This window comes from Streptomyces sp. NPDC088794 (assembly GCF_044750545.1).
Classification (GTDB): Bacteria; Actinomycetota; Actinomycetes; order Streptomycetales; family Streptomycetaceae; genus Streptomyces.
Window position 1 is genome coordinate 94,746 of the sequence record NZ_JBIVKB010000026.1, and the last position, 22,642, is coordinate 117,387.

Annotated in this window: 22 protein-coding genes, 1 other RNA gene and 2 pseudogenes; 11 read left to right on the forward strand and 14 right to left on the reverse strand. The window is 71.8% G+C overall.

Annotated features, from left to right (window positions below; translation table 11 throughout):
* Positions 1-115 precede the first annotated feature (115 nt).
* The 4 genes and pseudogenes from ACIP6U_RS45860 to ACIP6U_RS45875 form a co-directional block, all read right to left on the reverse strand.
* A pseudogene (locus ACIP6U_RS45860) lies at positions 116-325 on the reverse strand (peptide-methionine (R)-S-oxide reductase); the annotation flags it as partial.
* 467 nt (positions 326-792) lie between these two features.
* An RNA gene (rnpB, locus tag ACIP6U_RS45865) (RNase P RNA component class A) lies at positions 793-1,202 on the reverse strand.
* Between the two features lie 136 nt (positions 1,203-1,338).
* A pseudogene (locus tag ACIP6U_RS45870) lies at positions 1,339-2,118 on the reverse strand (DMT family transporter); the annotation flags it as partial.
* 63 nt (positions 2,119-2,181) lie between these two features.
* The gene (locus tag ACIP6U_RS45875) at positions 2,182-3,033 is read right to left on the reverse strand and encodes an AraC family transcriptional regulator (RefSeq protein WP_401729187.1); all 852 of its coding nucleotides are present in this window, start codon (positions 3,031-3,033) and stop codon (positions 2,182-2,184) included.
* Positions 3,034-3,218: 185 nt separating this feature from the next.
* Here ACIP6U_RS45875 and ACIP6U_RS45880 point away from each other — a divergent pair, with 185 nt between their 5' ends.
* Positions 3,219-3,989 carry a MerR family transcriptional regulator gene (locus tag ACIP6U_RS45880; protein ID WP_401729189.1) on the forward strand — a complete coding sequence of 257 codons (771 nt, stop codon included), beginning with the start codon at positions 3,219-3,221 and terminating at the stop codon, positions 3,987-3,989.
* Positions 3,986-4,657: a hypothetical protein gene (locus ACIP6U_RS45885; protein WP_401729191.1), complete on the forward strand. Its 672-nt coding sequence runs from the start codon at positions 3,986-3,988 to the stop codon at positions 4,655-4,657. The genes ACIP6U_RS45880 and ACIP6U_RS45885 overlap by 4 nt, the downstream gene beginning before the upstream one ends.
* Here the strand turns inward: ACIP6U_RS45885 and ACIP6U_RS45890 are convergent.
* The gene (locus tag ACIP6U_RS45890; RefSeq protein ID WP_401729192.1) at positions 4,605-6,041 is read right to left on the reverse strand and encodes an RNB domain-containing ribonuclease; all 1,437 of its coding nucleotides are present in this window, start codon (positions 6,039-6,041) and stop codon (positions 4,605-4,607) included. The two genes, ACIP6U_RS45885 and ACIP6U_RS45890, sit on opposite strands and share 53 nt — an antisense overlap.
* A gap of 77 nt (positions 6,042-6,118) precedes the next feature.
* On the opposite strand from ACIP6U_RS45890, the gene yaaA reads away from it, so the two are divergent.
* A complete protein-coding gene (yaaA, locus tag ACIP6U_RS45895) occupies positions 6,119-6,901 on the forward strand; it encodes a peroxide stress protein YaaA (RefSeq protein ID WP_401729194.1) in 783 nt (260 codons plus the stop codon).
* Positions 6,902-6,975: 74 nt separating this feature from the next.
* Complete coding sequence (eda, locus tag ACIP6U_RS45900) at positions 6,976-7,602, forward strand: bifunctional 4-hydroxy-2-oxoglutarate aldolase/2-dehydro-3-deoxy-phosphogluconate aldolase (protein WP_401729195.1); 627 nt, start codon at positions 6,976-6,978, stop codon at positions 7,600-7,602.
* Here the strand turns inward: eda and ACIP6U_RS45905 are convergent.
* Complete coding sequence (locus ACIP6U_RS45905) at positions 7,586-8,614, reverse strand: NAD(P)-dependent alcohol dehydrogenase (RefSeq protein WP_401729196.1); 1,029 nt, start codon at positions 8,612-8,614, stop codon at positions 7,586-7,588. The genes eda and ACIP6U_RS45905 overlap by 17 nt on opposite strands.
* 124 nt (positions 8,615-8,738) lie before the next feature.
* On the opposite strand from ACIP6U_RS45905, the gene ACIP6U_RS45910 reads away from it, so the two are divergent.
* Entirely contained in the window at positions 8,739-9,536 is a 798-nt protein-coding gene (locus ACIP6U_RS45910; protein ID WP_401729197.1) for a helix-turn-helix domain-containing protein, read from the forward strand.
* Here ACIP6U_RS45910 and ACIP6U_RS45915 read toward each other — a convergent pair.
* The 3 genes from ACIP6U_RS45915 to ACIP6U_RS45925 are packed head-to-tail and all read right to left on the reverse strand — an operon-like array spanning position 9,524 to position 12,420.
* The gene (locus ACIP6U_RS45915) at positions 9,524-10,804 is read right to left on the reverse strand and encodes a bifunctional RNase H/acid phosphatase (protein ID WP_401729198.1); all 1,281 of its coding nucleotides are present in this window, start codon (positions 10,802-10,804) and stop codon (positions 9,524-9,526) included. The genes ACIP6U_RS45910 and ACIP6U_RS45915 overlap by 13 nt on opposite strands.
* A gap of 12 nt (positions 10,805-10,816) precedes the next feature.
* Positions 10,817-11,560: a zinc ribbon domain-containing protein gene (locus ACIP6U_RS45920; RefSeq protein ID WP_401729228.1), complete on the reverse strand. Its 744-nt coding sequence runs from the start codon at positions 11,558-11,560 to the stop codon at positions 10,817-10,819.
* Positions 11,557-12,420 (reverse strand): Nif3-like dinuclear metal center hexameric protein, encoded by an 864-nt coding sequence (locus ACIP6U_RS45925; protein ID WP_401729200.1) that lies wholly within the window; start codon positions 12,418-12,420, stop codon positions 11,557-11,559. Before ACIP6U_RS45925 ends, ACIP6U_RS45920 begins: the two co-directional genes overlap by 4 nt.
* A gap of 198 nt (positions 12,421-12,618) precedes the next feature.
* On the opposite strand from ACIP6U_RS45925, the gene ACIP6U_RS45930 reads away from it, so the two are divergent.
* Entirely contained in the window at positions 12,619-13,896 is a 1,278-nt protein-coding gene (locus ACIP6U_RS45930) for a hypothetical protein (protein WP_401729229.1), read from the forward strand.
* A gap of 95 nt (positions 13,897-13,991) precedes the next feature.
* Positions 13,992-14,135, forward strand: a complete 144-nt coding sequence (locus tag ACIP6U_RS45935; protein WP_401729201.1) for a hypothetical protein — start codon at positions 13,992-13,994, stop codon at positions 14,133-14,135.
* Between the two features lie 71 nt (positions 14,136-14,206).
* Here ACIP6U_RS45935 and ACIP6U_RS45940 read toward each other — a convergent pair whose 3' ends face one another.
* The 3 genes from ACIP6U_RS45940 to ACIP6U_RS45950 form a co-directional block, all read right to left on the reverse strand.
* Entirely contained in the window at positions 14,207-15,148 is a 942-nt protein-coding gene (locus tag ACIP6U_RS45940) for a 3-oxoacyl-ACP reductase (RefSeq protein ID WP_401729202.1), read from the reverse strand.
* A gap of 11 nt (positions 15,149-15,159) precedes the next feature.
* On the reverse strand, positions 15,160-16,236 hold the full coding sequence (locus ACIP6U_RS45945; RefSeq protein ID WP_401729203.1) for a Zn-dependent alcohol dehydrogenase: 1,077 nt from the start codon (positions 16,234-16,236) through the stop codon (positions 15,160-15,162).
* Positions 16,237-16,335: 99 nt separating this feature from the next.
* Complete coding sequence (locus ACIP6U_RS45950; protein WP_401729204.1) at positions 16,336-17,193, reverse strand: MaoC/PaaZ C-terminal domain-containing protein; 858 nt, start codon at positions 17,191-17,193, stop codon at positions 16,336-16,338.
* Between the two features lie 280 nt (positions 17,194-17,473).
* Between ACIP6U_RS45950 and ACIP6U_RS45955 the strand changes: the two genes are divergently transcribed.
* The 4 genes from ACIP6U_RS45955 to ACIP6U_RS45970 all read left to right on the forward strand — a co-directional run bounded on the left by ACIP6U_RS45955 (position 17,474) and on the right by ACIP6U_RS45970 (position 21,270).
* Positions 17,474-18,490 (forward strand): ABC transporter ATP-binding protein, encoded by a 1,017-nt coding sequence (locus ACIP6U_RS45955; protein ID WP_401729206.1) that lies wholly within the window; start codon positions 17,474-17,476, stop codon positions 18,488-18,490.
* Positions 18,490-19,206, forward strand: coding sequence for an ABC transporter permease (locus ACIP6U_RS45960; protein WP_401729208.1), 717 nt, complete (start codon positions 18,490-18,492; stop codon positions 19,204-19,206). Before ACIP6U_RS45955 ends, ACIP6U_RS45960 begins: the two co-directional genes overlap by 1 nt.
* A 15-nt stretch (positions 19,207-19,221) precedes the next feature.
* Positions 19,222-20,520 (forward strand): sensor histidine kinase, encoded by a 1,299-nt coding sequence (locus ACIP6U_RS45965; RefSeq protein WP_401729209.1) that lies wholly within the window; start codon positions 19,222-19,224, stop codon positions 20,518-20,520.
* 117 nt (positions 20,521-20,637) lie between these two features.
* Positions 20,638-21,270: a response regulator gene (locus tag ACIP6U_RS45970; RefSeq protein ID WP_401729231.1), complete on the forward strand. Its 633-nt coding sequence runs from the start codon at positions 20,638-20,640 to the stop codon at positions 21,268-21,270.
* A 9-nt stretch (positions 21,271-21,279) separates the two neighbouring features.
* Here ACIP6U_RS45970 and ACIP6U_RS45975 read toward each other — a convergent pair whose 3' ends face one another.
* Together ACIP6U_RS45975 and ACIP6U_RS45980 are read right to left on the reverse strand one after the other, a co-directional pair.
* A complete protein-coding gene (locus tag ACIP6U_RS45975; RefSeq protein WP_401729210.1) occupies positions 21,280-22,095 on the reverse strand; it encodes a hypothetical protein in 816 nt (271 codons plus the stop codon).
* Positions 22,092-22,637 (reverse strand): SigE family RNA polymerase sigma factor, encoded by a 546-nt coding sequence (locus tag ACIP6U_RS45980; RefSeq protein ID WP_401729211.1) that lies wholly within the window; start codon positions 22,635-22,637, stop codon positions 22,092-22,094. The genes ACIP6U_RS45975 and ACIP6U_RS45980 overlap by 4 nt, the downstream gene beginning before the upstream one ends.
* Positions 22,638-22,642 lie beyond the last annotated feature (5 nt).

The window sequence follows — 22,642 nt, forward strand, 5'->3', positions numbered from 1 at the left end:
TGCGCGGCAAGGAAACGAGCAGGTCAGGTCATGTCTGCGGGCAGTGGAAGGCATTGCCTCCGGAGCCGTGTGCGCAGGTTCGAATCCGGCCAGGGCTCGAACCTGCGGTCCCGTGTCAGCCCTCGTCGGGCGTCAGCCGCAGCGAGATGCTGTTGATGCAGTACCGCTGATCAGTCGGCGTCGCATACCCCTCGCCCTCGAACAGGTGCCCAAGATGCGACCCGCACCGAGCGCACCGCACCTCCGTCCGGACCATCCCGTGCGACCGGTCCGCCAAAAGTTCCACCGCATCGCTATTGCGTGCATCGAAGAAGGACAGCCAACCGTGCACGAGGTCGTTAGCCACAGCCTGAGGCAGCCGCAGGGCTCCCGCGCGCCGCATTCGCGAGAGTCCTGCGGTTGACGACGGACCACATTGCGCCGAGGAAGTCGGACTTCTGGTTCATGTAACTGCAACTACAGGGCGTAAGCCGCGCCTTGAACCCCCTGAACAACCACCTGGACTCGGTGACGACGGCAACGTGTCTCAGCACGCCGCACTGCGCGTGCATGATCATTGCGCGAGTTTGACCGAAGGAGACAGCTCGTACATGTACTTCCGCACGCAGCAACGTCCGAGATGTCTACTACGAAGCGACACCGGACCGCATTTGACACCCGGAATGCCCAAATATGCGGCGTGGACGGCAGACAGAAACGACAATACCTACAGCCCGAATTCGACCCGGATTCGACCCTGAGGGTAAGTTCAATCAGCAAACATGACATCTGACCTGCGGAAATGCGGAGCGGCAGACGAGTCGGGCTGTACGCCGGGTTCTGTCACCCGACCACCTCGCGGCAGCCGGGGCGACGGCCATCCATCTACGACCGACGTTGCCGTCGGCCTCCTGCGGTCTACCCGCGGACTCGGGCGAGCAGCCCTCGGGCGTCCGCGCAGAGCGCGCCTTACGGCGGCGCTCCTTTTGACCTTGCTCCGGGTGGGGTTTACCTAGCCGCCTGAGTCACCTCAGGCGCTGGTGGTCTCTTACACCACCGTTTCACCCTTACCCGGCGCCGAAGCGCCGGGCGGTTTGTTTTCTGTGGCACTGTCCCGCGGGTCACCCCGGGTGGCCGTTAGCCACCACCCTGCTCTGTGGAGCCCGGACGTTCCTCGGGAAGCCCCCGTCAAGGGGACTCCACGCGGCCGTCCGCCCGGCTCGTCTGCCGTGTCGACCATGCTACCGGGCGGGTGCCTTTGCGCGGACCACGCGGACCACGCGGACCGGAGGCCGCCGTGGCCAGGATCGAGCCCGCCAGGATCAGGGTGAAGGCCGTTGCGATCCCGAGGGTGAACGCCTCGTTCAGGAAGAGCGCTCCCGCCGCCACCGCCACCGCCGGATTCACGTACGTGATCACTGTGGAGCGAGTGGGGCCTACCTCCTTGATCAGTTCCAAGAAAGCTACGAACGCCACCGCCGTGCAGATCACGCCCAAGCCCGCCAGCGACGCCAGCACCGACGCGGAGGGGACCGTCGACGGCCATGTCATCGCCGCCGCCGGCGCGTACACCAACGCCGCCAACGCCAGGCACGGGGCCGTCAGTTGCAGCGTCGGGACGTCCTTCAGGTAGCGCGCCGCGATCAGCGGTGCCGTCGCGTAGCCCAGGACCGTCACGAACACCTCCGCCAGGGAGCGTGCGTCGCCGCCAGTGAGGTGGGGGACCGTCAGGACTCCTACGCCCGCCAGGCCCAGCCCCAAGCCCGTCACCCGCCGTGCGCCCAAGCGTTCCGTGTCGCCGAAGAAGCGGGCCAGCACTACGCCGACTATCGGGACGCCGGCGATCAGCAGGCCCGCCGTCGAGCTCGACAGGTGCCGTTCCGCGTCCGTCAGTGTGAACCACGGGCCGATGATCTCGATGCACGCGAAGGCCAGCATCGGCAGCCAGTGGGAGCGGACCGTGCGGATCAGGCCGCCGCCGCGCAGGGCGAAGGGGAACAGGAGGAGCGCGCCCAGGGCACAGCGTGTGAAGACGACCATCGACGGGGAGAGATCGTCCACCGCCACCTTGATCATCAGGTAGGGGATGCCCCAGATGACGCCCATGAGGGAGAACAGGAACCAGCCGCGTGCAGTCATGACGGGAGCATGCGGCCCCTCAGCGCCCCGCGTCTTGAACGCTATTGCGGTACGCCGCCGGCGTCACGCCCTGGGCACGCGGCGTCCCCCCTCAACGCCCCCACCCAAAACACTGCTCCGATAAACCGCCGGCGTCACCCCCAGCACCCGCCGGAACCAGCGCGTCAGGTGCGCCTGGTCCGCGAAACCGACCAGTGGAGCCACCTCCGCCGGTCTCAGGCCCGTGTCCAGGAGGCGGCGGGCCCTGGAGACCCGGTGCTGGGCCAGCCAGGCGTACGGCGGCAGCCCCGTCGCCGTGCGGAAGGCCCGTAGGAGCTGGTAGCGGGACAGGTCCAGGTCCGCGGCCAGGGAGAACAGGGACGGCGGGTCCAGGAGTTCGTCGGCCAGCCGGTCCCGTACCGCTCGGGCTATGGCGTCCGCGCCCGGGGCCTGGTCGCAGGTCGGGCGGGACGTGGAGTGGCGGCGGGCCAGGGCCGTGAGCAGCCAGGGGAGGCGGGACTCGGCCTCCAGGGGGTCCGGGCAGGCGCTCAGTTCGGAGTGGGTCAGCAGCAGTGCGGACGCCAGTTCCGGGTCGTCCAGGAGCGGTTCGCGGAAGTGCGGGATGCCGCCCACCGTGCCCTCCGTCAGGAGCGTCGGCTCGGCGTACAGGGCCCGGTACGCGTAGCCGTCGGTCGGGCTGCCGGGGCCGCCCGTGTGGATCTCGCCCGGGGCCAGGACGACGATCGAGCCGGGGCCCGTACGGATGTGACCGCCTCGGTAGTCGATCACTTCGGAGCCGTCCACGCAGACACCGATCGTGAACTCGTCGTGCGCGTGCGGTGCGTACACGTGCTTGTCGAAGCAGGCCGTCAGGAGGTGGAGCGCGGGGCCGCAACGGCCCAGGCGCGCCTTCGTCCACAGAGCCTCTTCGGCCATCGCCCCGCACCCCCTCCTACGCCGGCCGCACCCCCTCGTACGCCGTACGCCGGCCCCATTCACTCCTACGGACGCAACACCTTCAAGCCCTTTTCCATGCCCCCGCCTCCACCTTCCCCCATCGGCACCCGCGCGGCAGCGCCGTCGCTTGACCCTGCCGCAACGTCAACGTTTCTACTGGTCCCATGCGGATCGGAGAACTCGCCGCCACCGTCGGCGTCACCACGCGGGCCGTGCGGCACTACCACCATCAGGGGCTGCTGCCTGAGCCCGAGCGGCTGTCGAACGGCTACCGGCAGTACACGCTGCGGCACGCCGTCGTGCTGGCGCGGATCCGGCGGCTGACCGAGTTGGGGCTCGGTCTTGCCGAGGTGCGGGACGTCCTCGCCGAGGACGCCGGGAAGGATCTGGCCGAGGTGCTCACCGAGCTGGACGAGGACCTCGCCCGGCAGGAGGCGGCGATCCGGGAGCGGCGGTCGCGGTTGCGGGCGTTGTTGGAGACGGAGGGCGGGCTGTCCGCCGATGCCCCGCTCTCGCCCGAGCTGGCCGCGCTGTTCGAGCGGACCGCGCACTGGTCGGACTCCCCCATGGCCGCCAAGGACCGCGAGGTCCTCGCCCTGGTCGAGACGGCCGCGACCCCCGAGGACCGGGAACGGCTGCTGGCGGCGATGGGGGTCGTCGCCGACTCACCGGAGACGGTGGCCAAGGCCAATGAGGCGTACATGCTGCTCGACCGGCTCGTCGACGCCGATCCCGGCGATCCCCGGGTGGAGGCCGCGGCCCGGCTGCTCGCCGAGTGCACCCCGCCGCAGTTGCTCCCGGACTCCGGCCCGCTCGACCACGACAACGGCTTCCTGCGCGCCTTCTACGCCGACTTCGCCCCGGCCCAGGCCGCCGCGATCCGCCGCGCCCTGCGCATCCTCGCCGAGGAACGACGAACGGAGGAACAGCCATGAACACCGCCGTGACGACAGCGACGAGAACCGCGCACGCCGTCCTCCGCCACGAACTCCGGTTGCTCGCAAGCCTCGTGCTCTGGGTGACCCGCCGCACGCACGGCACCGAGGGCAAGCAGGCCTTCGGGTACGCCCGTGGACAGGCCGCGATGATGTACGGCTTCGCCTTCGTGTGCGTGGTCGAGACGGTGGCCATGTCCGTGCTGCTCCGCGAACTGCCCGTCCTGCACGCGGTGTTGCTCGTCCTGGACGTCTACACCGTCCTGTTCGTCCTCGGCATGCACGCGGCCTCGGTCGTACGGCCGCATGTGCTCGACGTCGACGCCCGCTCCCTGCGCGTCCGCCAGGCCGGGCATATCGATCTGCGGATACCGCTGGAGAGGATCGCGTCCGTGCGGCGCGAACTGCGCATGACCCACACCAAGACCGACGGCCGACTCGACCTCCCCATCGGCTCGCAGACCACCATCACCCTCGAACTCGCCGAGCCGGTCACCCACTTCGGCTTCACCTGCCGTCAACGGCCCCTCCACCTCGTCCGCTTCCACGCCGACGACGCCGACGGACTCGTAAAAGCGATCAAGCAGGCAATGGAAGAGACCCTCACAGAGACCCTCACGCCGGCACGAACAGCACCTTCGCGGCCGCTCCCGGGTCGGCCCGGCTGAGTCGTACGCGCAGCCGTTCCCCCAGCGGCAGTTGGTCCCCCTCGATGCGGCCGATGATCGCCGGTGACTCCAACTGCACCGTCCCGACACCGGACTTGTGCTCGTCGAGTTCCACGACCACCGCGTCGAAGAGTTCCCCCACCCGGTCCTTCAGCAGGGCCGCCTCGACGATGTCCACGCAGGCCCGTTCCACCGCGCCCGCGCGGCGCGTGCCGTCGGCCATCTCCTTCGGCAGCGCATCCAGTGCGGCCAGGACCCAGTCCGGTACGGCCGTCCCCGCGACGGCGGCCAGGCAGATCTCGGCGGCGTAGCGGTCGACCATGCGGCGGAGGGGGGCGGTGCAGTGGGCGTAGGGGGCCGCGACGGCGGCGTGCGTGGTGATGGGCGGCAGCTTGCCGTCCCGGAAGACCGTGTAGCCGGCGCCGCGCAGCAGGGTCGTGCACTCCTGGAGGAAGGCCGCATGGTCGGGGCAGTGCGGGTCGAGGGAGCGGACGAGGCGCGCGTACGAGACGTGGTGCGGCCAGTCGATGTGCAGGGCGCGCGCGGTACGGCGCAGGCGGCCGACGGCGCCGTCGGGGGCGGCCGGGAGGGTGCGCAGGACGCCGGTGCCGTGGGCGAGCATGAGGTCGGCCGCCGCCATGCCGGTGAGCAGGGAGACCTGGGCGTTCCAGCCGTCGGCGGGGAGCGGGGCGCGGAAGCCGAGTTCGTACTGCCCGTCCCGCTCGACGATCTCCTGCTCGGGCACGTTGAGCGAGATGCCGCCGCGTTCGACCTCCAGTGCCTCCCGAAGCCCCCCGATCACCTTGAGCAGCGCGAGCGGTTCCTCGGCCGTGCCTGCGTCGATCTGCCGTTGTACGCCCGCGTAGTCGAGCTTGGCGCGGCTGCGGACCAGGGCCCGGCGGACGTCGACGGCGACCGTGCAGCCGTCCGCGTCGAGGTCGATCGTCCACAGCGCGGCCGGACAGGTCTGGTCCGGCAGCAGGCTCGCCGCACCCTCGCTCAGCACGGTCGGGTGCAGCGGGACCTTCTCGTCGGGGAAGTACAGGGTCGTCACGCGCCGGTGCGCCTCCAGGTCCAACGGCGCGCCCGGTACGACGAAGGCGGCGACGTCGGCGATGGCGTACCGGACGCGGTAGCCACCGGGGCGCCGGCTCAGGTGCATCGCCTGGTCGAGGTCGGTGGAGGTGGGCGGGTCGATGGTGAACAGGGGGATGTCGGTGGCGTCGTACGGCGGCAGCGCGGGCGCCTTCGCGGCCCGCTCGGCCTCGGCGAGGGCCTCGGGCGGGTAGCTCTCGGGCACCTCCAGTTCGGCACGCAGCGCGGTGAGGGCCGCCCGGAGCGGGGCTTCGGGGGCGCCGGTCACGCGGATGTGGCGGCTGGGCATGTAGCGAGCGTAGGTCCCGGTCCGCCGGGTGGCACGCCGTACGCTGTCCCGGAGCTCAACCGAAGGAGACCGATCCCGTGCTCGTCCTGCTGCCGCCCTCCGAAGGCAAGGCGTCCTTTGGCCGTGGTACCCCGCTGAAGATGGAGTCGCTGTCGCTGCCGGGGCTCTCCGACGCCCGCGCGGCCGTGCTCGACGAGCTGGTCGAACTGTGCGCCGCCGACGAGGAGAAGGCGCGCGAGGTGCTCGGGCTGACCGAGGGACTGCGCGGCGAGATCGCGAAGAACGTCGACCTGCGCACGGCCGCCGCCCGGCCCGCCGGGGAGATCTATACGGGGGTGCTGTACGACGCCCTCGACCTGGCCACGCTGGACACTGCCGCCAAGAGGCGGGCCGCGCGGTCGCTGCTGGTCTTCTCGGGACTGTGGGGCGCGGTCCGCGTCACCGACCGCATCCCCTCCTACCGCTGCTCGATGGGCGTGAAGCTGCCGGGGCTCGGGGCGCTGGGCGGCCACTGGCGGGCGCCGATGGCCGCCGTCCTGCCCGAGGTCGCCGGCGACGGACTCGTCCTCGACCTGCGGTCCTCCGCGTACGCGTCCGCCTGGAAGCCCAGGGGCGAGGTGGCCGACCGGACGGCGAGCGTACGGGTGCTGCACGCGCCGACCCGGAAGGTGGTCAGCCACTTCAACAAGGCGACCAAGGGGCGGATCGTACGGAGTCTGCTGTCGGCCGGGGTGGCGCCGAAGGGGCCCGCTGAGCTGGTGGAGGCCTTGCGGGACCTGGGGTATGTGGTGGAGGGGGAGGCGCCTGCGCGGGGTGGGCAGGCGTGGTCGTTGGATGTCTTGGTGGACGAGATCCACTGACAGCACATTGAAGTCTGTTGCAGTGTGCGCAACGCCCTTTGCGTAGCCTGCATCACCCCGGCAGGATGAGCGGCATGCCCACGTCTGTACTGGACCTTGCCCCCGTCGTGCCCGTCGTCGTCCTCGATGACGTCGCCGATGCCGTTCCGCTCGCGCGGGCGCTGGTCGCCGGTGGGCTGCCCGCGATCGAGGTGACGCTGCGGACGCCGGTCGCGCTGGACGCGATCCGGGCGATCGCGGCTGCGGTGCCGGACGCGGTGGTCGGGGCCGGGACCGTCATCACGCCGGCGCAGGTGACGGAGTCGGTGGCGGCGGGGGCGCGGTTCCTGGTCAGCCCGGGCTGGACCGACGTACTGCTGGAGGCGATGCGGGCGTCCGGGGTGCCGTATCTGCCGGGGGTGTCGACGACCTCGGAGGTCGTGGCGCTGCTCGAGCGCGGGGTGCGGGAGATGAAGTTCTTCCCGGCGCAGGCGGCGGGCGGGACGGCGTATCTGAAGTCCCTCGCGGGGCCGTTGCCGCAGGCGCGGTTCTGTCCGACGGGCGGGATCGGGGCGGCCAACGCGCCGGAGTATCTGGAGCTGCCCAACGTCGGCTGCGTGGGCGGGACTTGGATGATTCCGGCGGATGCGGTGGCGGCCGGGGACTGGGGGCGGATCGAGGGGCTGGCGCGGGAGGCCGCGGGGCTCAGGCGATCCGGATGACGACCTTGCCGAAGGCGGCGCCCGTCGCGTAGTACGCGTACGCCTTGCGCACGTCGTCGTGGCCGAAGCCGAACACCCGGTCCACGGGCGGCCGGAGAGCGTGCAGGGTGATCGCGCGGTTCATCCGCTCGAAGTCGGCGCGGCTGCCGACGAAGAGGCGTCGCATGGTGACCAGGGCGGAGCCGAGCGCCTCGGTGCTGATCTCCAGGGACTTCCGGTCCGGGCTGTTGCCGGCGATCAGCGCGATACGGCCGTAGAGCGCGGCGGCGCGCACCGACTGCTCGACGGTCTCCGGGCCGCCGGTCTCCACGACGAGATCGGCGCCGCGTCCGCCGGTCAGCTCGCGGACTTCACGCCACCAGGCCGGATTCCGGGCGTAGTTGAGGACGTGGTCCGCGCCCAGCGCCTTGAGACGTTCCGCCTTGGCGGGACCGGACGTCGTGGCGACGACCTCGGCGCCCAGGACCTTCGCGAACGACACGGCGAAGAGCGCGAGGGCGCCCGTGCCGAGGGTCAGGACCGTCTCGCCCGGGAGCATCGGTTCGGCGCCGCCGGTCACCGCGTTCCAGGCCGTGACGCCGGCGCAGGGCAGAGCGGCCGTCTCCTCCCAGGTCAGGTGGCCGGGTACGGCGACGGCCGCGTCCTGGTCGAGGCGGACGTACTCGGCGAGCATGCCCGGGAGGGTGACGCCGGGCTGGTCGATCAGGGCCGGGGTGATCCGGCCGTCGAGCCAGCGCGGGAAGTACGTACTGGTCACCCGGTCGCCGACGGAGAACCGCGTGACCTCGTCCCCGACGGCGACGACCTCGCCCGCGCCATCGCTGAGCGGGACCACATCGGGGGCCGCCTTCAGCGGGTAACTCCCGTCCAGGATCAGCAGATCCCGCCGGTTGAGCGAGACGGCACGCATCCGGACGACGAGGTCGCGGGGGCCGGGGTCGGGGCGACGGGCGGTGTCGCGGGCGACGATGCCGTCGAAGGAGCCGAGGGTTTCCAAGTGGTAGGTGCGCATGGGGTCATGCTGGTCAGGCGGGGGGCGGGGCTCAATTCCCGGCGGGGTATGGGAGCCGCGGGATCCAGCAGGGCGGGGGTCTCGCCGGCCCTGGTTGTCGTACCCGTCCCGTACAACTGACCCCATGACCACTGTGGGACAACCACCCCCCTTCGCCCGCGAGTTGCTGCGGTGGCGCACCGCGCGCCGGGTCAGTCAGCTGGAGCTGGCCTCGCGGGCCGGGACCACTCAGCGGTACGTCAGTTTCATCGAGCGGGGGCGTTCGGTGCCGGGGCGGGCCGTCGTGCTGCGGTTGGCCGAGTCGCTGGAGTTGACCCTGCGGGAGCGCAACACGCTGTTGCTCGCGGCGGGTTACGCGCCCGCGTACCCCGAGTCACCGTTGGACGCGGTCGAACTGGGGCCCGTGCGGGAGGCGTTGGACGGCATCCTGGAAGGGCATCTGCCGTATCCGGCGCTCGTCGCCGGGCCGCGCGGTGAACTCGTCGCGGCGAACGGCGCGTTCGACGTGCTCACCGAGGGGGTGGCGGCGGAGCTTCTGGCGCCGCCGGTCAACGTGCTGCGGCTGGCGCTGCATCCACGCGGGATGGCGCCTCGGGTGGTCAACCTGGACGCGTGGGGACGGCACATCGTGGAGAACCTGCGGGCGCGGGCGGCCCGCGGTCCCGACCCGTCGCTGGACGGGCTCGCGGCGGAGCTGGCCTCGTACGTGCCGGCACCGGATGTCTCCGGCGACGACTATCTCGGCTTCGCCGTACCCCTGCGACTGCGGTGTGCCGAGGGCGAGTTGCGGCTGCTGACGACGTTGACCTCGTTCGCCACCGCCGTCGACGTCACGCTCGCCGAGCTGCACCTGGAGGCGTTCCTGCCCGCGGACGCGCGGACGGCGGAGATTCTGCGCGCCCGGGCCGCTCAGCGCAGGTGAGAGGTGTCGTTGAAGAGCCGGACGCTCGCGTTGCCGTCCGCGAAGTACGCCACCGCCGAGAGGGCCGCGGCCGAGAGTTCCATGCGGAACAGGGCCTCGGGCGGGGCGCCCAGGGCGAGGCGTACGAAGGTCTTGATCGGGGTGACGTGGCTGACGAGGAGGACCGTGCGGCCCGCGTGGGCCGCGACCAACCTGTCGCGGGTGGCGGCGATTCGGGTGGCGGTCGCCGCGAAGCTCTCGCCGTCGCCGGTGGGTTGGGCCTCGGGGTCGGCCAACCAGGCGGTCATGTCGTCCGGGTAGCGCTCGCGGACTTCTCCGAAGGTGAGGCCTTCCCACGCGCCGAAGTCCGTTTCGCGTAGGCCTTCGTCGATGGTTACGTCGAGGCCGAGGTGGCTGGCGACGATGGCTGCGGTTTCGCGGGTGCGGGTCAGGGGGGACGCGATGACGGCTTGGATCGTGCCGCGTTTTGCCAGGGCGGCGCCGGCGCGCTCCGCCTGGTCGCGGCCGACGTCTGAGAGGGCGGGGTCGGTGCCGCCGCTGCCGGAGAAGCGCTTTTGGGGAGTCAGCGGGGTTTCGCCGTGGCGGAGGAGGACGAAGGTGGCGGGGGCGCCCATGTCGGGGGACGAGCCCCAGCCCACGGTGGGTTTCGGCTCCGTCGATGCGTTGCGCGCGGCGCGGGTGTCGGCGGTGGTCTTAGCGGTAGTCGTCACAGTGCCGGCCTGTGGGGGCTGGTCGCGCAGTTCCCCGCGCCCCTTAAAAGGCATGTCCGAGTGCGCCCCGGACGTCACGGCCGGCCGGCCATCGCCCTTCTGACCGGCATCAAGCTCCGCCGTCGACGCCTCCGCCGACCATTGCTCGCCCCGCTTGCCCGCGTCCATCGCCTCGTTCGCCAAGCGGTCCGCGTGCTTGTTCTGCTCTCTCGGGATCCACTCGTATGTCACCCGGTCCGGCGGGAAGACGGTCGCCGCCTCTGCCGCCAGGGGCTTCATGTCCGGGTGTTTGATCTTCCAGCGGCCCGACATCTGCTCGACGACGAGCTTGGAATCCATGCGGACGTGGACGGAGGCGGCGGGGTCCAGGGTGTGGGCCGCGCGGAGGCCCGCCAGCAGGCCGCGGTACTCGGCGACGTTGTTCGTGGCGACGCCGATGTACTCCGCCGCTTCCGTCAACGTCTCGCCCGTCGTGGCATCCAGCACCACGGAACCGTAGCCCGCCGGCCCCGGGTTGCCCCGTGAGCCGCCGTCGGCCTCGATGATGAACTCCCGCACGCCCAGGGCTCCTTACAGACCGGACTCGGACGTACGCACCAGGATGCGGCGGCAGTTCTCGCAGCGGACGACCGTGTCGGGGGCGGCGGCGCGGATCGCGTTGATGTCGGTGATGGCCAGCTCCTGGCGGCAGCCCTGGCAGCTGCGCTGGTACAGCTTGGCCGCGCCGATGCCGCCCTGCTGCTCGCGGAGCTTGTCGTAGAGCTTGAGGAGGTCCGCGGGGATCGTGCCCGAGATGACCTCGCGCTCCTTGGTGACCGTGGCCACCTCGCCGTCGATCTCCTTCACCGCGGCGTCGCGGCGCGCGGTCGCGTCGTCGATCTTCGACTGGACGGAGGAGACCCGCTCGGTGAGCTCGGCGATCCGCTCCTGCACGGACTCGATGCGCTCCATGACCTCCAGGACGACGTCCTCCAGGTCACCCTGGCGCTTGGCGAGGGAGACGATCTCGCGCTGGAGGTTCTCCAGGTCCTTGGGCGAGGTGACGGCGCCGGAGTCCAGGCGCTGCTGGTCGCGGACGGCGCGCTGGCGCACCTGGTCCACGTCCTGCTCGGCCTTGGTCTGCTCGCGGGTGGTGTCGCTCTCCTCGGTCTGCGCGGCCACCAGCAAGTCGCGCAGCTGGGTGGCGTCCTTGGTCAGCGCGTCGATCTCGGCGTGCTCGGGCAGCGAGCGGCGGCGGTGCGCGAGCTGCTGGAGGCGGACGTCGAGGGCCTGGACTTCGAGGAGTCGGATCTGGTCGGCGGGCGCGGCGTTCAGTTGGGGGCTCCAGGGGTGTGCGTCGGGTTGGACGCCGCGTGGGCGGTCCAGGGGTCGGTGACCGTCGGCGAGACATGGACGCGCAGGTCCCAGCCGTGCCGGTCGGAGATCTCGTCGAGCTGGGCTGCGGCCAGCTCGCACCAGGGCCACTCGGTGGCCCAGTGCGCCGCGTCGAGCAGCGCGAGGGGGCTGTGGGGGTTGTGTGCCACCGCTTCGGAGGCCGGGTGGTGGCGCAGGTCCGCGGTGAGGAAGGCGTCGACGCCGGCCGCGCGGACCTGGTCGAACAGGCTGTCCCCGGAGCCGCCGCTGACGGCGACCGTGCGGATCATCGCCTCGGGGTCGCCTGCCACCCTGATGCCCTGCGCGGTGGCGGGCAGCCGTTCGGCAGCGCGGGCGGCGAACTCCCGCAGCGGCAGCGGGGGGTCCAGTTCGGCGATCCGGCCCAGGCCGCGGCGGCCCCGCGGGTCGGTCGGGTCCGGTACGAGGGGTCGTACCACCCGCAGGTCTAGGGCGCCGGCGAGTGCGTCGGAGACGCCCGGGTCGGCGGTGTCCGCGTTGGTGTGGGCGACGTGCAGCGCGATGTCGTTCTTGATCAGCGTGTGCACGACCCGGCCCTTGAAGTGCGTGGCCGCCACCGTCGTCGTACCGCGGAGGTAGAGCGGGTGGTGGGTGACCAGCAGGTCGGCGCCCAGCTTCACCGCCTCGTCGACGATCTCCTGGACGGGGTCCACGGCGAACAGGACCCGGGTGACCTCCTGCTCGGGGTCGCCCACGACCGTGCCGACCGCGTCCCAGGACTCGGCCCGCGCGGCGGGCCACAGTTCGTCCAGCGCGGCGATGACTTCAGACAGACGGGGCACGGGGAAAGGCTACCTGGCTGATCTGTGGCGCTGAACCGACAAAACCACCCGGCCTCTCCCCTGGGCCCCGCTCAGCACATCCGCCACCGTTTCCTCAGGCGAATCGTTCCTGGGCCACCCTTATGTGTGAAGAGGGTGCCTGGTGGTCCCACGTCCGTGCGTACGAAAACTAGCTTCGTGGCCGGAGGTGACCAGACGATGACGGCCTGTGCGATCGAACCCGGGACGACCCCGGAGGAGACGACACCTGAGGAGGGGGCTCCGCAGGTGGAGTGCACGATCAGCGCGGACGGTGCCTACGCCGCCCGCCTCGCGCTCGACGGCGGCTCCTGGTTCCCGGAGCGCTGGACCCTGGACGGCCCCGAGCCGTACGCCGTCCCGCTGCCCGGCAACCAGCCGGAGGAGCCCGGCACCGAGGTGCAGCCGATGGGCGACGGGCGGGTCCTGATCCGGCGCCTGGTGGACGGGCGGCACGTCTTCACGCTGCTGTACCCGACCGGACCCGGCACCGGCGAGGTGCTGATCGGCGGGGTCGAGTGCCCGGACGAGGACACCCGGCTGCGGCTGCTGCCGCCCGCGCCGTGCGGCGAGAAGGCGTACGCCCTCGCCGTGGGCCGGCGCGCCAGCACGCTGTGGCTGGTGGCGGGCGGCTCCTTCGGGCCCGAGCACGTGGCGGAGATCCCGGGGCGCTGTTCGGGCGGGGTGTGGCTGGACCGGACGGGCCGGATGCTGGCCCTGGACCGGGAGGTCGGCGGCTGCACCAAGGCGATCGTGGTCGACCTGGAGCGGGCCGGCGAGGTCTCGCCGCTGCTCCAGATCGCGGCCGGCAGCGACGACCGGCTGCTGCTCGCCGACCCGGACAGCGGGCTGCTGCTGATCCGCTCGGACGCGCCGTCGCCGGGCGAGGACCGGCTGGGCTGGGGGGTGCTGGGCAGCACGCTGCCGGTGCGCTTCCCGGAGAGTCTGCGGCTGCCGGACTGCGCGGTGACGCCGTTCGCGATCCAGCCGGGGCTGGTGCTGATGCCGGAGAGCTGCGGGGTGGCGCTGCGCGTGGACGGGCCGGTCGGCAGTTGGGTCGGCGCATGGCGGCCGTCCGAGCGGCGGATGCGCCATCTCCCGGCGCCCGAGGGCTGGTTGGCGGGCACCGGGTTGTGGACCAGGGACGGGGTGCTCCAACTGCCCTTCACCACGGCCGAGGTGCCGTGCGGGGTGGCGCGGGTGGTGGTGCCCTGGGGGGAGACGGGGGACCGGGGGGAAACGGGGGATGCGGGGATGACGGGGGGATCGGGGGACGCGGGGGGCGCGGGCCCGGGGGGTTCGGATCGGGGCGGTACGGCCGTGTCGGCGGCGTCGGGGAGTTCGTTCCCGGCCGCGGACGGGTCGTCGCAGCCGGATCCCCCGGTGCCCGCCGTGCCCGCGGCGCCGCGTCCGGTGCCGCTGGGGAAGGCGCCGTTGGCGCGTCTTGTAACGAACTAGTGCCGGTTGGCGCGCCCTTGTGGATCCGAGGTCAGGTGTGCTGGATAAACTCGCCGGGCTGTTAGAAAGATCATGTTGACGGGGTGAACCTTCCGATGAGCGACGCAAGCACGATGCAGCCGCTGACCGCCGATACCCACGAGGACAACGGGCAGGGCCGACACCGGGGGCCGGTCTCGGCCCAGGACGGCGAGACGGCCCCTCGCGGCCGACACCGCAAGCCGGAGTCGGGCGAATAGGTGGCCTGACGGCACGTAGATGAAGGGGGTGGCCCGGGTTACGGGGCCACCCCCTTCTGTACTTCTGGGCGTCAGTCCCGCTTGAGCCCCAGCACCTCCGCCGCCGCGAACGTCTCCCCCGTCGGCCGCTCCGCGTAGTGCGGAGTGAGCAGGGCGTCGAGTTCGTCGTAGCTGAAGATGTCCTGCTTGCTGTCGAACTTCGCCTGGACGTGCGGGCGTTCCACGATCGCGACCATGCCGCCGTGCACCACCAGGAGCTGTCCGTTGACGCGGGCCGCGGCGGGCGAGGCCAAGTAGCCGACGAGCGGGGCGACATGCTCGGGCGCGAGCGGGTCGAGGCCCTCCTCCGGGGTGGCGAAGCCGGCGAAGACGTCCTCGGTCATCCGGGTGCGGGCGCGGGGGCAGATGGCGTTGGCGGTCACGCCGTACTTGGCGAGCGCGAGGGCCGTGGAGGTGGTGAGGCCGACGATCCCGCCCTTCGCGGCCGCGTAGTTGGGCTGTCCGGCCGAGCCCGCGAGGAACGCCTCCGAGGAGGTGTTCACGATCCGCCCGTACACCGGTGCGCCGGCCCCCTTGGACCGCTCGCGCCAGTGCGCGGACGCGAAGTGGGTCGTGTTGAAGTGGCCCTTGAGATGGACCCGGATCACCGCGTCCCACTCGCCCTCGGTCATCGAGAAGACCATCCGGTCGCGCAGGATGCCCGCGTTGTTGACCAGGATGTCCAGCTTGCCGAACTCGGACACGGCCGTTTCGACGAGCGCGCGGGCCTGGGCGAAGTCGGCGACGTCCCCGGTGTGGGCGACCGCCGTGCCGCCCGTCGCGCGGATCTCGGCGGCGACCTCCTCGGCGGGGCCCGCGGAGGCGTCCCCCGATCCGTCCCGGCCCGGCTGACCGAAGTCGTTGACGACGACGGCCGCGCCGAGCCGGGCGAGCTCCAGCGCCTCGGCCCGGCCCAGGCCCCGGCCGGCGCCGGTGACGACGGCGGAGAGCCCCTCAAGTGGCAGCGACGACACAGGAACTCCCGTCAGATCTCGATGCACGTACGCAGGGCCGTCCCGGTACGCATCTGGTCCAGGGCCTCGTTGATGTCGGCCAGCGGGACCCGGTGGGTGATCAGGCCCTCCAGGTCGATGCGGCCGGCCCGCCACAGGGCGATGGTCCGCTCGTAGGAGCGCAGCACGTCGCCGCCGCCGTACATCGACGGCAGGATCCGCTTCTCGTCGAAGAACAGCTCGAACATGTTGAGTTGGAGGAAGTCGTCCATGGCGCCCGCACCGACGATGATCAGGCTGCCGCCGCGCCGGGTGTTGTCGTAGGCGGTGCGGGCGGTGCTGGAGCGGCCGACGACCTCGAAGACGTAGTCGAACCCCTCGCCCGCGGTGACCTGTTGCTTGGCGTCGGCCAGTTCCTCGGGCGAAACGGCCCTGGTGGCACCGAACTTGAGCGCCGACTCGCGCCGGGAGGCGACCGGGTCGACGGCGACTATCTCGGCGGCGCCCTTGAGCCGGGCGCCCTGGATCGCGGAGATCCCGACGCCCCCGCAGCCGATGACGGCGACCGACGAACCGGCCTCCACGTCAGCGGTGTTGAGGGCGGCGCCGAGTCCCGTGGTCACCCCGCAGCCGATCAGCGCGGCGATGTCGAAGGGCACGTCGTCGGGGATCGGGACCGCGCAGCCCGCGTCGACGACGACCTCCTCGGCGAAGGTGCCGGTGCCCGCGAAGCCGAAGAGGTCACCGGTGGGACGTCGGAAGTTGGGGGTACCGGCGTTCATGAACCCGGCCAGACACAGCTCGGTCTGGCCGCGCTTGCAGGCGGCACACTCGCCGCAGGCCGGCAGCCAGCACACGACGACCCGGTCACCGGCCTTCAAGTTGCTGACGCCTTCCCCGACTTCGAGGATCTCGCCCGCGCCCTCGTGCCCGGGCACGAACGGCGCCGGCTGCGGCAGCACCCCGCTCATCGCGGACAGGTCGGAGTGGCACAGGCCCGTGGCCCGCACCCGGATCCGCACCTTGCCGGGCCCGAAGCCCACCGTCTCGACGTCGTCGAGGACCTCCAGTTTGTCCTGGCCGATCTCTTGCAGTACGGCTGCGCGCATGGTGCGGCTCCCCTCGGGTGATCCCGGTCCAAGTCGTCCCGGTCAAGTCGTCGTCCTGGTCAAGTCGGCGTGGATTCAGGAGTGCAAGTCGGCGTGGATTCAGGAGTGTTGGACGATGGTGTCGGCGAGGACGGGCGCGTCGTCCCGCTCCACGGCGCTCACGGCCACCCGGACCGAGCCGTCCAGCCGCCACATCCGGATGCGCAGGGTCTCGCCGGGATACACGACACCCGCGAACCGGGTGCTGTACGCGCGGACCCGCCCGACATCACCGTCGAGCAGCGTGTCGACGACCGCCTTCAGCGTCATGCCGTACGTGCACAGGCCGTGCAGGATCGGCTTCTCGAACCCGGCCACCTTCGCGAACTCGGGGTCCGCGTGCAGCGGGTTCCAGTCGCCGGAGAGCCGGTAGAGCAGCGCCTGGTCCTCACGGATGCCGCGCTCGACGGTCCGGTCGGGTTCACCGGAGGGCGGGTCGAGACGAGCGGAAGGACCACGATCGCCACCCCATCCCCCTTCTCCCCGTACGAAGATCTGCGAGTCGTTGGTCCACAACGGGCCCTCGGCGTCGGCGACTTCGGAGCGCATCAGCAGGACGGCCGCCTTGCCCTTGTCGTACACGGCGGCGATCCGGTTGGTGGTGGTCGCGCTGCCCGTCGCCGGGATCGGGCGGTGCAGCTCCAGCGTCTGACCGCCGTGCAGCACCTTGGCCAGTTCGACGTCGATCCCGGGCAGGGACAGTCCGCTGATCACGCCGGGCGCGCCGGATCCGGCGACGGTGGCGAAGCTCGGCAGGACGTGCAGCCGGGACTCCAGGGTGTAGCGCAGTTCGTCGGGGTCGGTGGCGGGGCGGCCGGCCCCGATGCCGAGGTGGTACAGCTGGACGTCCTTCGAGGTCCAGGTGATCTCGCCGGTCCGGGGTTCGGCGGCCAGGGCCTTGGCGGCGTCGATGGGCAATGCGGCTCCCTGAGTAATCGGAGAGACCCCGGTACGGCCGTCCGCACCGTCGGCCGCACCGAGGTCGTCACGGGCCGATCTAGAACGCGTTCCAGTCCGGCGCCCCTTGTATAGCCCAGCGCACCGCACTTGTGAAGGCTCCTGACACTGTGTCAGGTGACCGGACGCGCCCTGGCCGGCTCCCGGCCCCCCTCCCGTTCCGGGCCATGACATTTGTCCTGCCGGAGTCCGTACAAGCGCATCTGCCGCGAGGTGGGGCCGAGTTCGTAGCGTCATAGCCATGACTCAGGGGACGGGTACAGAGACAGCGAACGCGCAGACACCGGACGCAGGGACAACAGCCGCACAGACAGACACAGCCGTACGGTTCACCGCCGCCGCCAAATCCTTCGGCGCCGTCCGTGCCGTGGACGGCATCGACCTCGACATCGCCCCCGGCGAGACCGTGGCCCTGCTGGGCCGCAACGGCGCCGGCAAGTCGACGACGATCTCGCTGCTGCTCGGCCTGAACGAGCCCGACGAGGGCACCGTCCGGCTCTTCGGCGCTCCCCCGGAGCTGTCGGTGCGGGCCGGACGGGTCGGCGCCATGCTCCAGGAGGCACGCGCGGTGCCCCGGGTCACGGTCCGCGAACTGGTCGCCTTCGTCGCCGGGCGCTACCCGGCCCCGCTCCCCGTCTCCGAGGCCCTGCGGCTGGCCGGCATCACCGAACTGGCCGGGCGGCGCGTGGACCGGCTCTCCGGCGGCCAGACCCAGCGGGTCCGGTTCGCCGTGGCGCTGGCCGGGAACCCCTCGCTGATCGTGCTCGACGAGCCGACCGCCGCCCTGGACGTGGAGGCGCGGCAGGCCTTCTGGGCGTCGATGCGGGTGTTCGCACGCCGCGGCCACACGGTCCTGTTCTCCACGCACCACCTGGAGGAGGCGGACGCCTACGCCGACCGCATCCTCGTCATCGACCGCGGCCGGATCGTCGCCGACGGCACCGGCGAGCAGCTCAAGCGCTCGGTGGGCGGCGGCCTGGTCGCCTTCGACCTCGCCGGGCGCGACACCGCGGACCTCGACCGGCTGCCCGGGGTGCGGTCCCTGGAGGTGCGCGGCGACCGGGCGCGGCTGCGCACCGACGACCCGGACGCGACGGTGATCGCACTCGCCTCGCTCGGCGCGATCCGCGGTCTGGAGGTCGCCCCGGCCTCCCTGGACGACGCGTTCCTGGCGCTGACGTCGGGCTCCACCACCTCCGCCCCCGCCACTTCCACCTCGCCCTCCGGCTCCACCTCGACCTCGGTGGAGGTGGCGTGATGCTGGACTACCTGCGGCTCGAAGTGCGCCGGACCCTGCGTGACGCGGGCTTCGTGATCGGCGGCATCGCGATGCCGGTGCTGATGTACCTGCTCTTCACCAACCTCGGCGCGGACGACGGCGGTTGGAAGACCGGCTCGATGATCGGCATGGCCGGGTACGGCGCCGTCGGCTGCGCCCTGAACACCGGCGGCGGGGTCGCCGAGGACCGGGCGATCGGCTGGCTGCGCCAGCTGCGGGTGACCCCGATGACCCCGCGCCAGGTCGTGGTGGGCCGCACCCTGACCGGTTCGGTGACCGTGCTGCCGGCCATCGTCGTGGTGCTCGCGGCGGGCGGTCTGGTCAACGGCGTCCGGCTGGCCGCCTGGCAGTGGGCGGCCGTCGCCCTGCTGCTGTGGCTGGGCTCGGTGCCCTTCACGCTGCTGGGCCTGGGCAACGGCTACCGACTGACCGGGCAGACCACCGGCGTGACCAACATGGCCTGCAACCTGGGCCTGGCCGTCCTCGGCGGCCTGTGGTTCCCGGTCACCCTCTTCCCCGACTGGCTGCGCACCCTGTCGGCGTACACCCCCACGTACCGCTTCGCCCAGCTGGGCACGGGCGTCGCGGAGGGACACGCCCCGGCGATCGGAGCCATCCTTGTCCTGACCCTCTGGCTGCTGGCCTTCGGTTCGTACGCTGTGCTGTCGTACCGCCGGTCCGGCCGGACCGTCTGAACGGGGAGCTGAGAGATGACCTGGATGCGAGACGTGTCCTGCCAGCTGGGCCGGTGGCGGACGGCGCGGGCCCAGTGGAAGGCGGACATGGAGGCCTTCAAGGCCGCGCAGAAGGAGGCCCGCCGCAGCGGGAAGGAGATGCCCGAGCACCCGGGCCCGCCGCCGACCGGCTTCTCCCTGCTGCCGTGGCTGCTGATGGGGATGGGCGCGTTCTCCAACCTGTTCCAGGGCGAGACCCCGAACCCCTGGGTGGGCGCCCTGGGCCTGCTCAGCTTCAACTCCCTGTACATCTACGTGACCTTCCGTTCGTTCGTGAAGGAGGCGCGCGAGGCGGTCTCGACCCGGGTGGCGCTCGCCGTGATGGCGCTGGTGACCTGCGGTCTCGCCATCGGGTACGGCGGCAGCTGGCTGTATTTCTTCCCGCTGCTCGGCCTCGCCGCCGGCGCGGCACTGCGGGGCCCACGGCTCGGCCAGGTCGGCCTCGGACTGACCGCGCTGGCGGCCACGGTCTCGGTGTTCCGGGCCGGCTGGGACGCCATCAACATCGCCTACGGCACCTTCCTGTCCACCATGGTCACGGCCGCGATCCTCTCCCTCTCCGAGGCGGTACGCGAACTGCGCGCAGCCCGCGAGGAGTTGGCCCGGCGCGCGGTCGAGGAGGAGCGCCTGCGCTTCTCCCGCGACCTGCACGACCTGCTCGGGCACACCATGTCGGTGATCGTCGTGAAGTCGGAGGCGGCCCGGCGCCTGGCCGCGCGGGACATGGACGCGGCCCTCGCCCAGATCACCGACATCGAGTCCGTCGGCCGCCAGGCACTGACCGAGATCCGGGAGGCGGTGACCGGCTACCGCGAGGGCAGCCTGGCCACCGAGCTGGACCGGGCCCGCTCGGCGCTGTCGGCGGCGGCGATCGAACCGGTCGTGACCCGCTCCGGCGCCCCGCTCACCCCGCAGACCGAGGTGCTGCTCGGCTGGGTGGTGCGGGAGGCGGTCACCAACGTCCTGCGGCACAGCGGCGCGACCCGCTGCGAGATCACCATCGGCGGCGTCCTGGACCGCGCCAAACTCACGGTGACGGACAACGGCATCGGCACCACCGACTCCCCCGCGACCGGCCCCGCCGAAGGCATCGGAGGCATCGAGGGCATCGGCGGCACCGGCCTCAAGGGCCTCACGGAGCGCCTGAGGGCGGCGGGCGGCTCCCTGACCGCCGGCCCGTCCTCGCGCGGCGGCTTCACCGTCACCGCCGAACTCCCCGTCGAACCGGCCGACTTCACGTCCTCGGTGGTGACTACGGCGCCCAGGGCGCTGTGACCGGCTGACGTGGCCGGTCGAGGACGTAGCACCGTGTCCGTCGAGGAGGCAGCGCTGCCGAAGGCGTTCCGGAGCGGCCGGTGACCTTCGGGGACCTACTCTTTCCCCGTGGATGAAATGCCCAGGAACCACCGGCCCGCCAAATCCATCCGAGTGCTGCTCGCCGAGGACCAGGGCATGATGCGCGGGGCGCTCGCCCTGCTGCTCGGTCTTGAGCCGGACATCGAGGTCGTCGCGCAGGTCGGCGCCGGTGACGTGATCGTGGACACCGCGCTGATCCACCGCCCCGACGTCGCCCTGCTCGACATCGAACTCCCGGGCATGAGCGGCCTCGACGCCGCCGCCGAACTGCGCGACCAGGTCCCCGACTGCCGTGTCCTGATCCTGACGACCTTCGGCCGCCCCGGCTATCTGCGGCGGGCCATGGAGGCCGGAGCCGCCGGTTTCCTCGTCAAGGACGGCCCCGTGGAGGAGCTCGCCGCCGCGATCCGCCGGGTGCTGACCGGCGAGACCGTGATCGACCCCGCGCTCGCCGCCGCCGCGCTGAGCGCCGGGCCCAATCCGCTCACCGCCCGCGAGTGCGACGTACTGAAGGCCTCGGTGGACGGCGCGACCGTCGCGGACATCGCAGGGAAGCTGCATCTGTCCGAGTCGACGGTCCGCAACTACCTCTCCTCCGCGATCGGCAAGACGGGTACCCGCAACCGGATGGAGGCGATGCGGGAGGCCCGGCAGCAGGGGTGGTTGTGACGCGGGCCGTCAGCTCAGCGCCGTCACCTCCGCCGACTCGAACTCCGTGCCCTTCGGTGCCACGCACACGAACCAGTTGTACGGGGAGCCCTCGGCCGGGCGGATCGCCGGCTCGACGTTGTCCGTCGTGTTGTCGGCGGGTGCCTTGGTGAGGGAGATGCCGTCGCCGTCCTTGATGTGGCACAGGACCCGCTCGGCGGACTTGGCCACCGAACCGATGCCCAGCCGCACGGGGTTGTCGGCACCGGGCACCAGCGGCAGCGCACCCGATGTGAGGTCCGTGTCCGCCATGGCGTCCGACGCCTCGACCGTGTTCTCCAGCACCGGCGAGGTCGTGTCCCCGTAGCCGCGGTACACGAAGTACGCCACCTTGCCGACCAGATCGGATGCCTTGCGGACGTCCGGTGCCGACTCCTCGTACTCGGCCATCGCCGTCAACTGGGCCTGCGCCTCCGCCTCGTCGCGCGGCGCGCCCCAGACGTCGATGAACACCTTCCACTTCGTGCCCTGGTCGGTCCCGGTCGCCAGCGTGGTGCGGTGCGGCGCGTCCTGGAACGCGGCCGGCGTCGGCGAGGCCGCCGGCCGCACCGCGCGCCCGTCCCCTCCCCCCGGCAGCCCCGCCAGCGCCAGCGTCCCCGTGGAGCCGACGATCGCCAGTGCCGCCGCCGTGGCGACCGCCCAGCGCCGGGCCCGGCGTCGGCGGCCGCCCCTGATGACCGCCTGGGTGGGGGCTATCCCGACCTCGACCCCGTCCGCCGCGTCGGCCAGCAGAAGGGCGATGTCCCGCTCCGTCATGGTGTGCTGCTCCCGGTCCGCGCTCGTCACTGCCGCCGCCCTTCCCCGCTCGTCACCATGTCCGCCAGTCCCGGTATGGCCCGGAGTTTCGCGATCCCCCTGGCCGCGTTGCTCTTCACCGTGCCGACCGAGCACCCCATCGCCTGTGCCGTCTGGGTCTCGGTGAGGTCCTCCCAGTAGCGCAGGACCACCGCCGTCCGCTGCCTGGGCGGCAGCTTCGCCAGCGCCGTCAGCAGAGCGCCCCGGTCCTCGGCCTGGGCGATGCGGTCGCCGGTGTCGGCCACCTCGCGGGCCAGGCCGGAGTCGTCCCTGGGCGCCAGGAACTCCTTGAGTCGCTTTCGGTGCCTGCGCGCGTGCGCGTTGACCATCACGCGCCGTACGTACGCCTCCGGGTCATCGGCCGAGCCGACTCTGCGCCAGGCCACATAGACCTGTTCGAGCGTCGACTGGACGAGATCCTCCGCGGCGTGCTGCTCCCCCGTGAGGAGAAATGCCGTCCGCAACAACCGCGACCAGCGGCCGACGACAAAGCCCTGGAACTCCTCGTCCCGAGCCTGCTTGCGTTCCCCCATGGGCA

Excerpts from the sequence above, each read along its gene's own strand:
- eda (WP_401729195.1), top strand. The coding sequence starts at position 6,976 with ATGCCCACGTCTGTACTGGACCTTGCCCCCGTCGTGCCCGTCGTCGTC.
- ACIP6U_RS45945 (WP_401729203.1), bottom strand. The coding sequence starts at position 16,236 with ATGCGCGCAGCCGTACTGCAAGAGATCGGCCAGGACAAACTGGAGGTC.
- ACIP6U_RS45875 (WP_401729187.1), bottom strand. The coding sequence starts at position 3,033 with ATGGCCGAAGAGGCTCTGTGGACGAAGGCGCGCCTGGGCCGTTGCGGC.
- ACIP6U_RS45970 (WP_401729231.1), top strand. The coding sequence starts at position 20,638 with ATGCCCAGGAACCACCGGCCCGCCAAATCCATCCGAGTGCTGCTCGCC.
- ACIP6U_RS45890 (WP_401729192.1), bottom strand. The coding sequence starts at position 6,041 with ATGCCCAGCCGCCACATCCGCGTGACCGGCGCCCCCGAAGCCCCGCTC.
- ACIP6U_RS45905 (WP_401729196.1), bottom strand. The coding sequence starts at position 8,614 with ATGCGCACCTACCACTTGGAAACCCTCGGCTCCTTCGACGGCATCGTC.
- ACIP6U_RS45935 (WP_401729201.1), top strand. The coding sequence starts at position 13,992 with ATGAGCGACGCAAGCACGATGCAGCCGCTGACCGCCGATACCCACGAG.
- ACIP6U_RS45955 (WP_401729206.1), top strand. The coding sequence starts at position 17,474 with ATGACTCAGGGGACGGGTACAGAGACAGCGAACGCGCAGACACCGGAC.
- ACIP6U_RS45965 (WP_401729209.1), top strand. The coding sequence starts at position 19,222 with ATGACCTGGATGCGAGACGTGTCCTGCCAGCTGGGCCGGTGGCGGACG.
- ACIP6U_RS45880 (WP_401729189.1), top strand. The coding sequence starts at position 3,219 with ATGCGGATCGGAGAACTCGCCGCCACCGTCGGCGTCACCACGCGGGCC.
- ACIP6U_RS45910 (WP_401729197.1), top strand. The coding sequence starts at position 8,739 with ATGACCACTGTGGGACAACCACCCCCCTTCGCCCGCGAGTTGCTGCGG.
- ACIP6U_RS45960 (WP_401729208.1), top strand. The coding sequence starts at position 18,490 with ATGCTGGACTACCTGCGGCTCGAAGTGCGCCGGACCCTGCGTGACGCG.
- ACIP6U_RS45980 (WP_401729211.1), bottom strand. The coding sequence starts at position 22,637 with ATGGGGGAACGCAAGCAGGCTCGGGACGAGGAGTTCCAGGGCTTTGTC.
- ACIP6U_RS45930 (WP_401729229.1), top strand. The coding sequence starts at position 12,619 with ATGACGGCCTGTGCGATCGAACCCGGGACGACCCCGGAGGAGACGACA.
- ACIP6U_RS45885 (WP_401729191.1), top strand. The coding sequence starts at position 3,986 with ATGAACACCGCCGTGACGACAGCGACGAGAACCGCGCACGCCGTCCTC.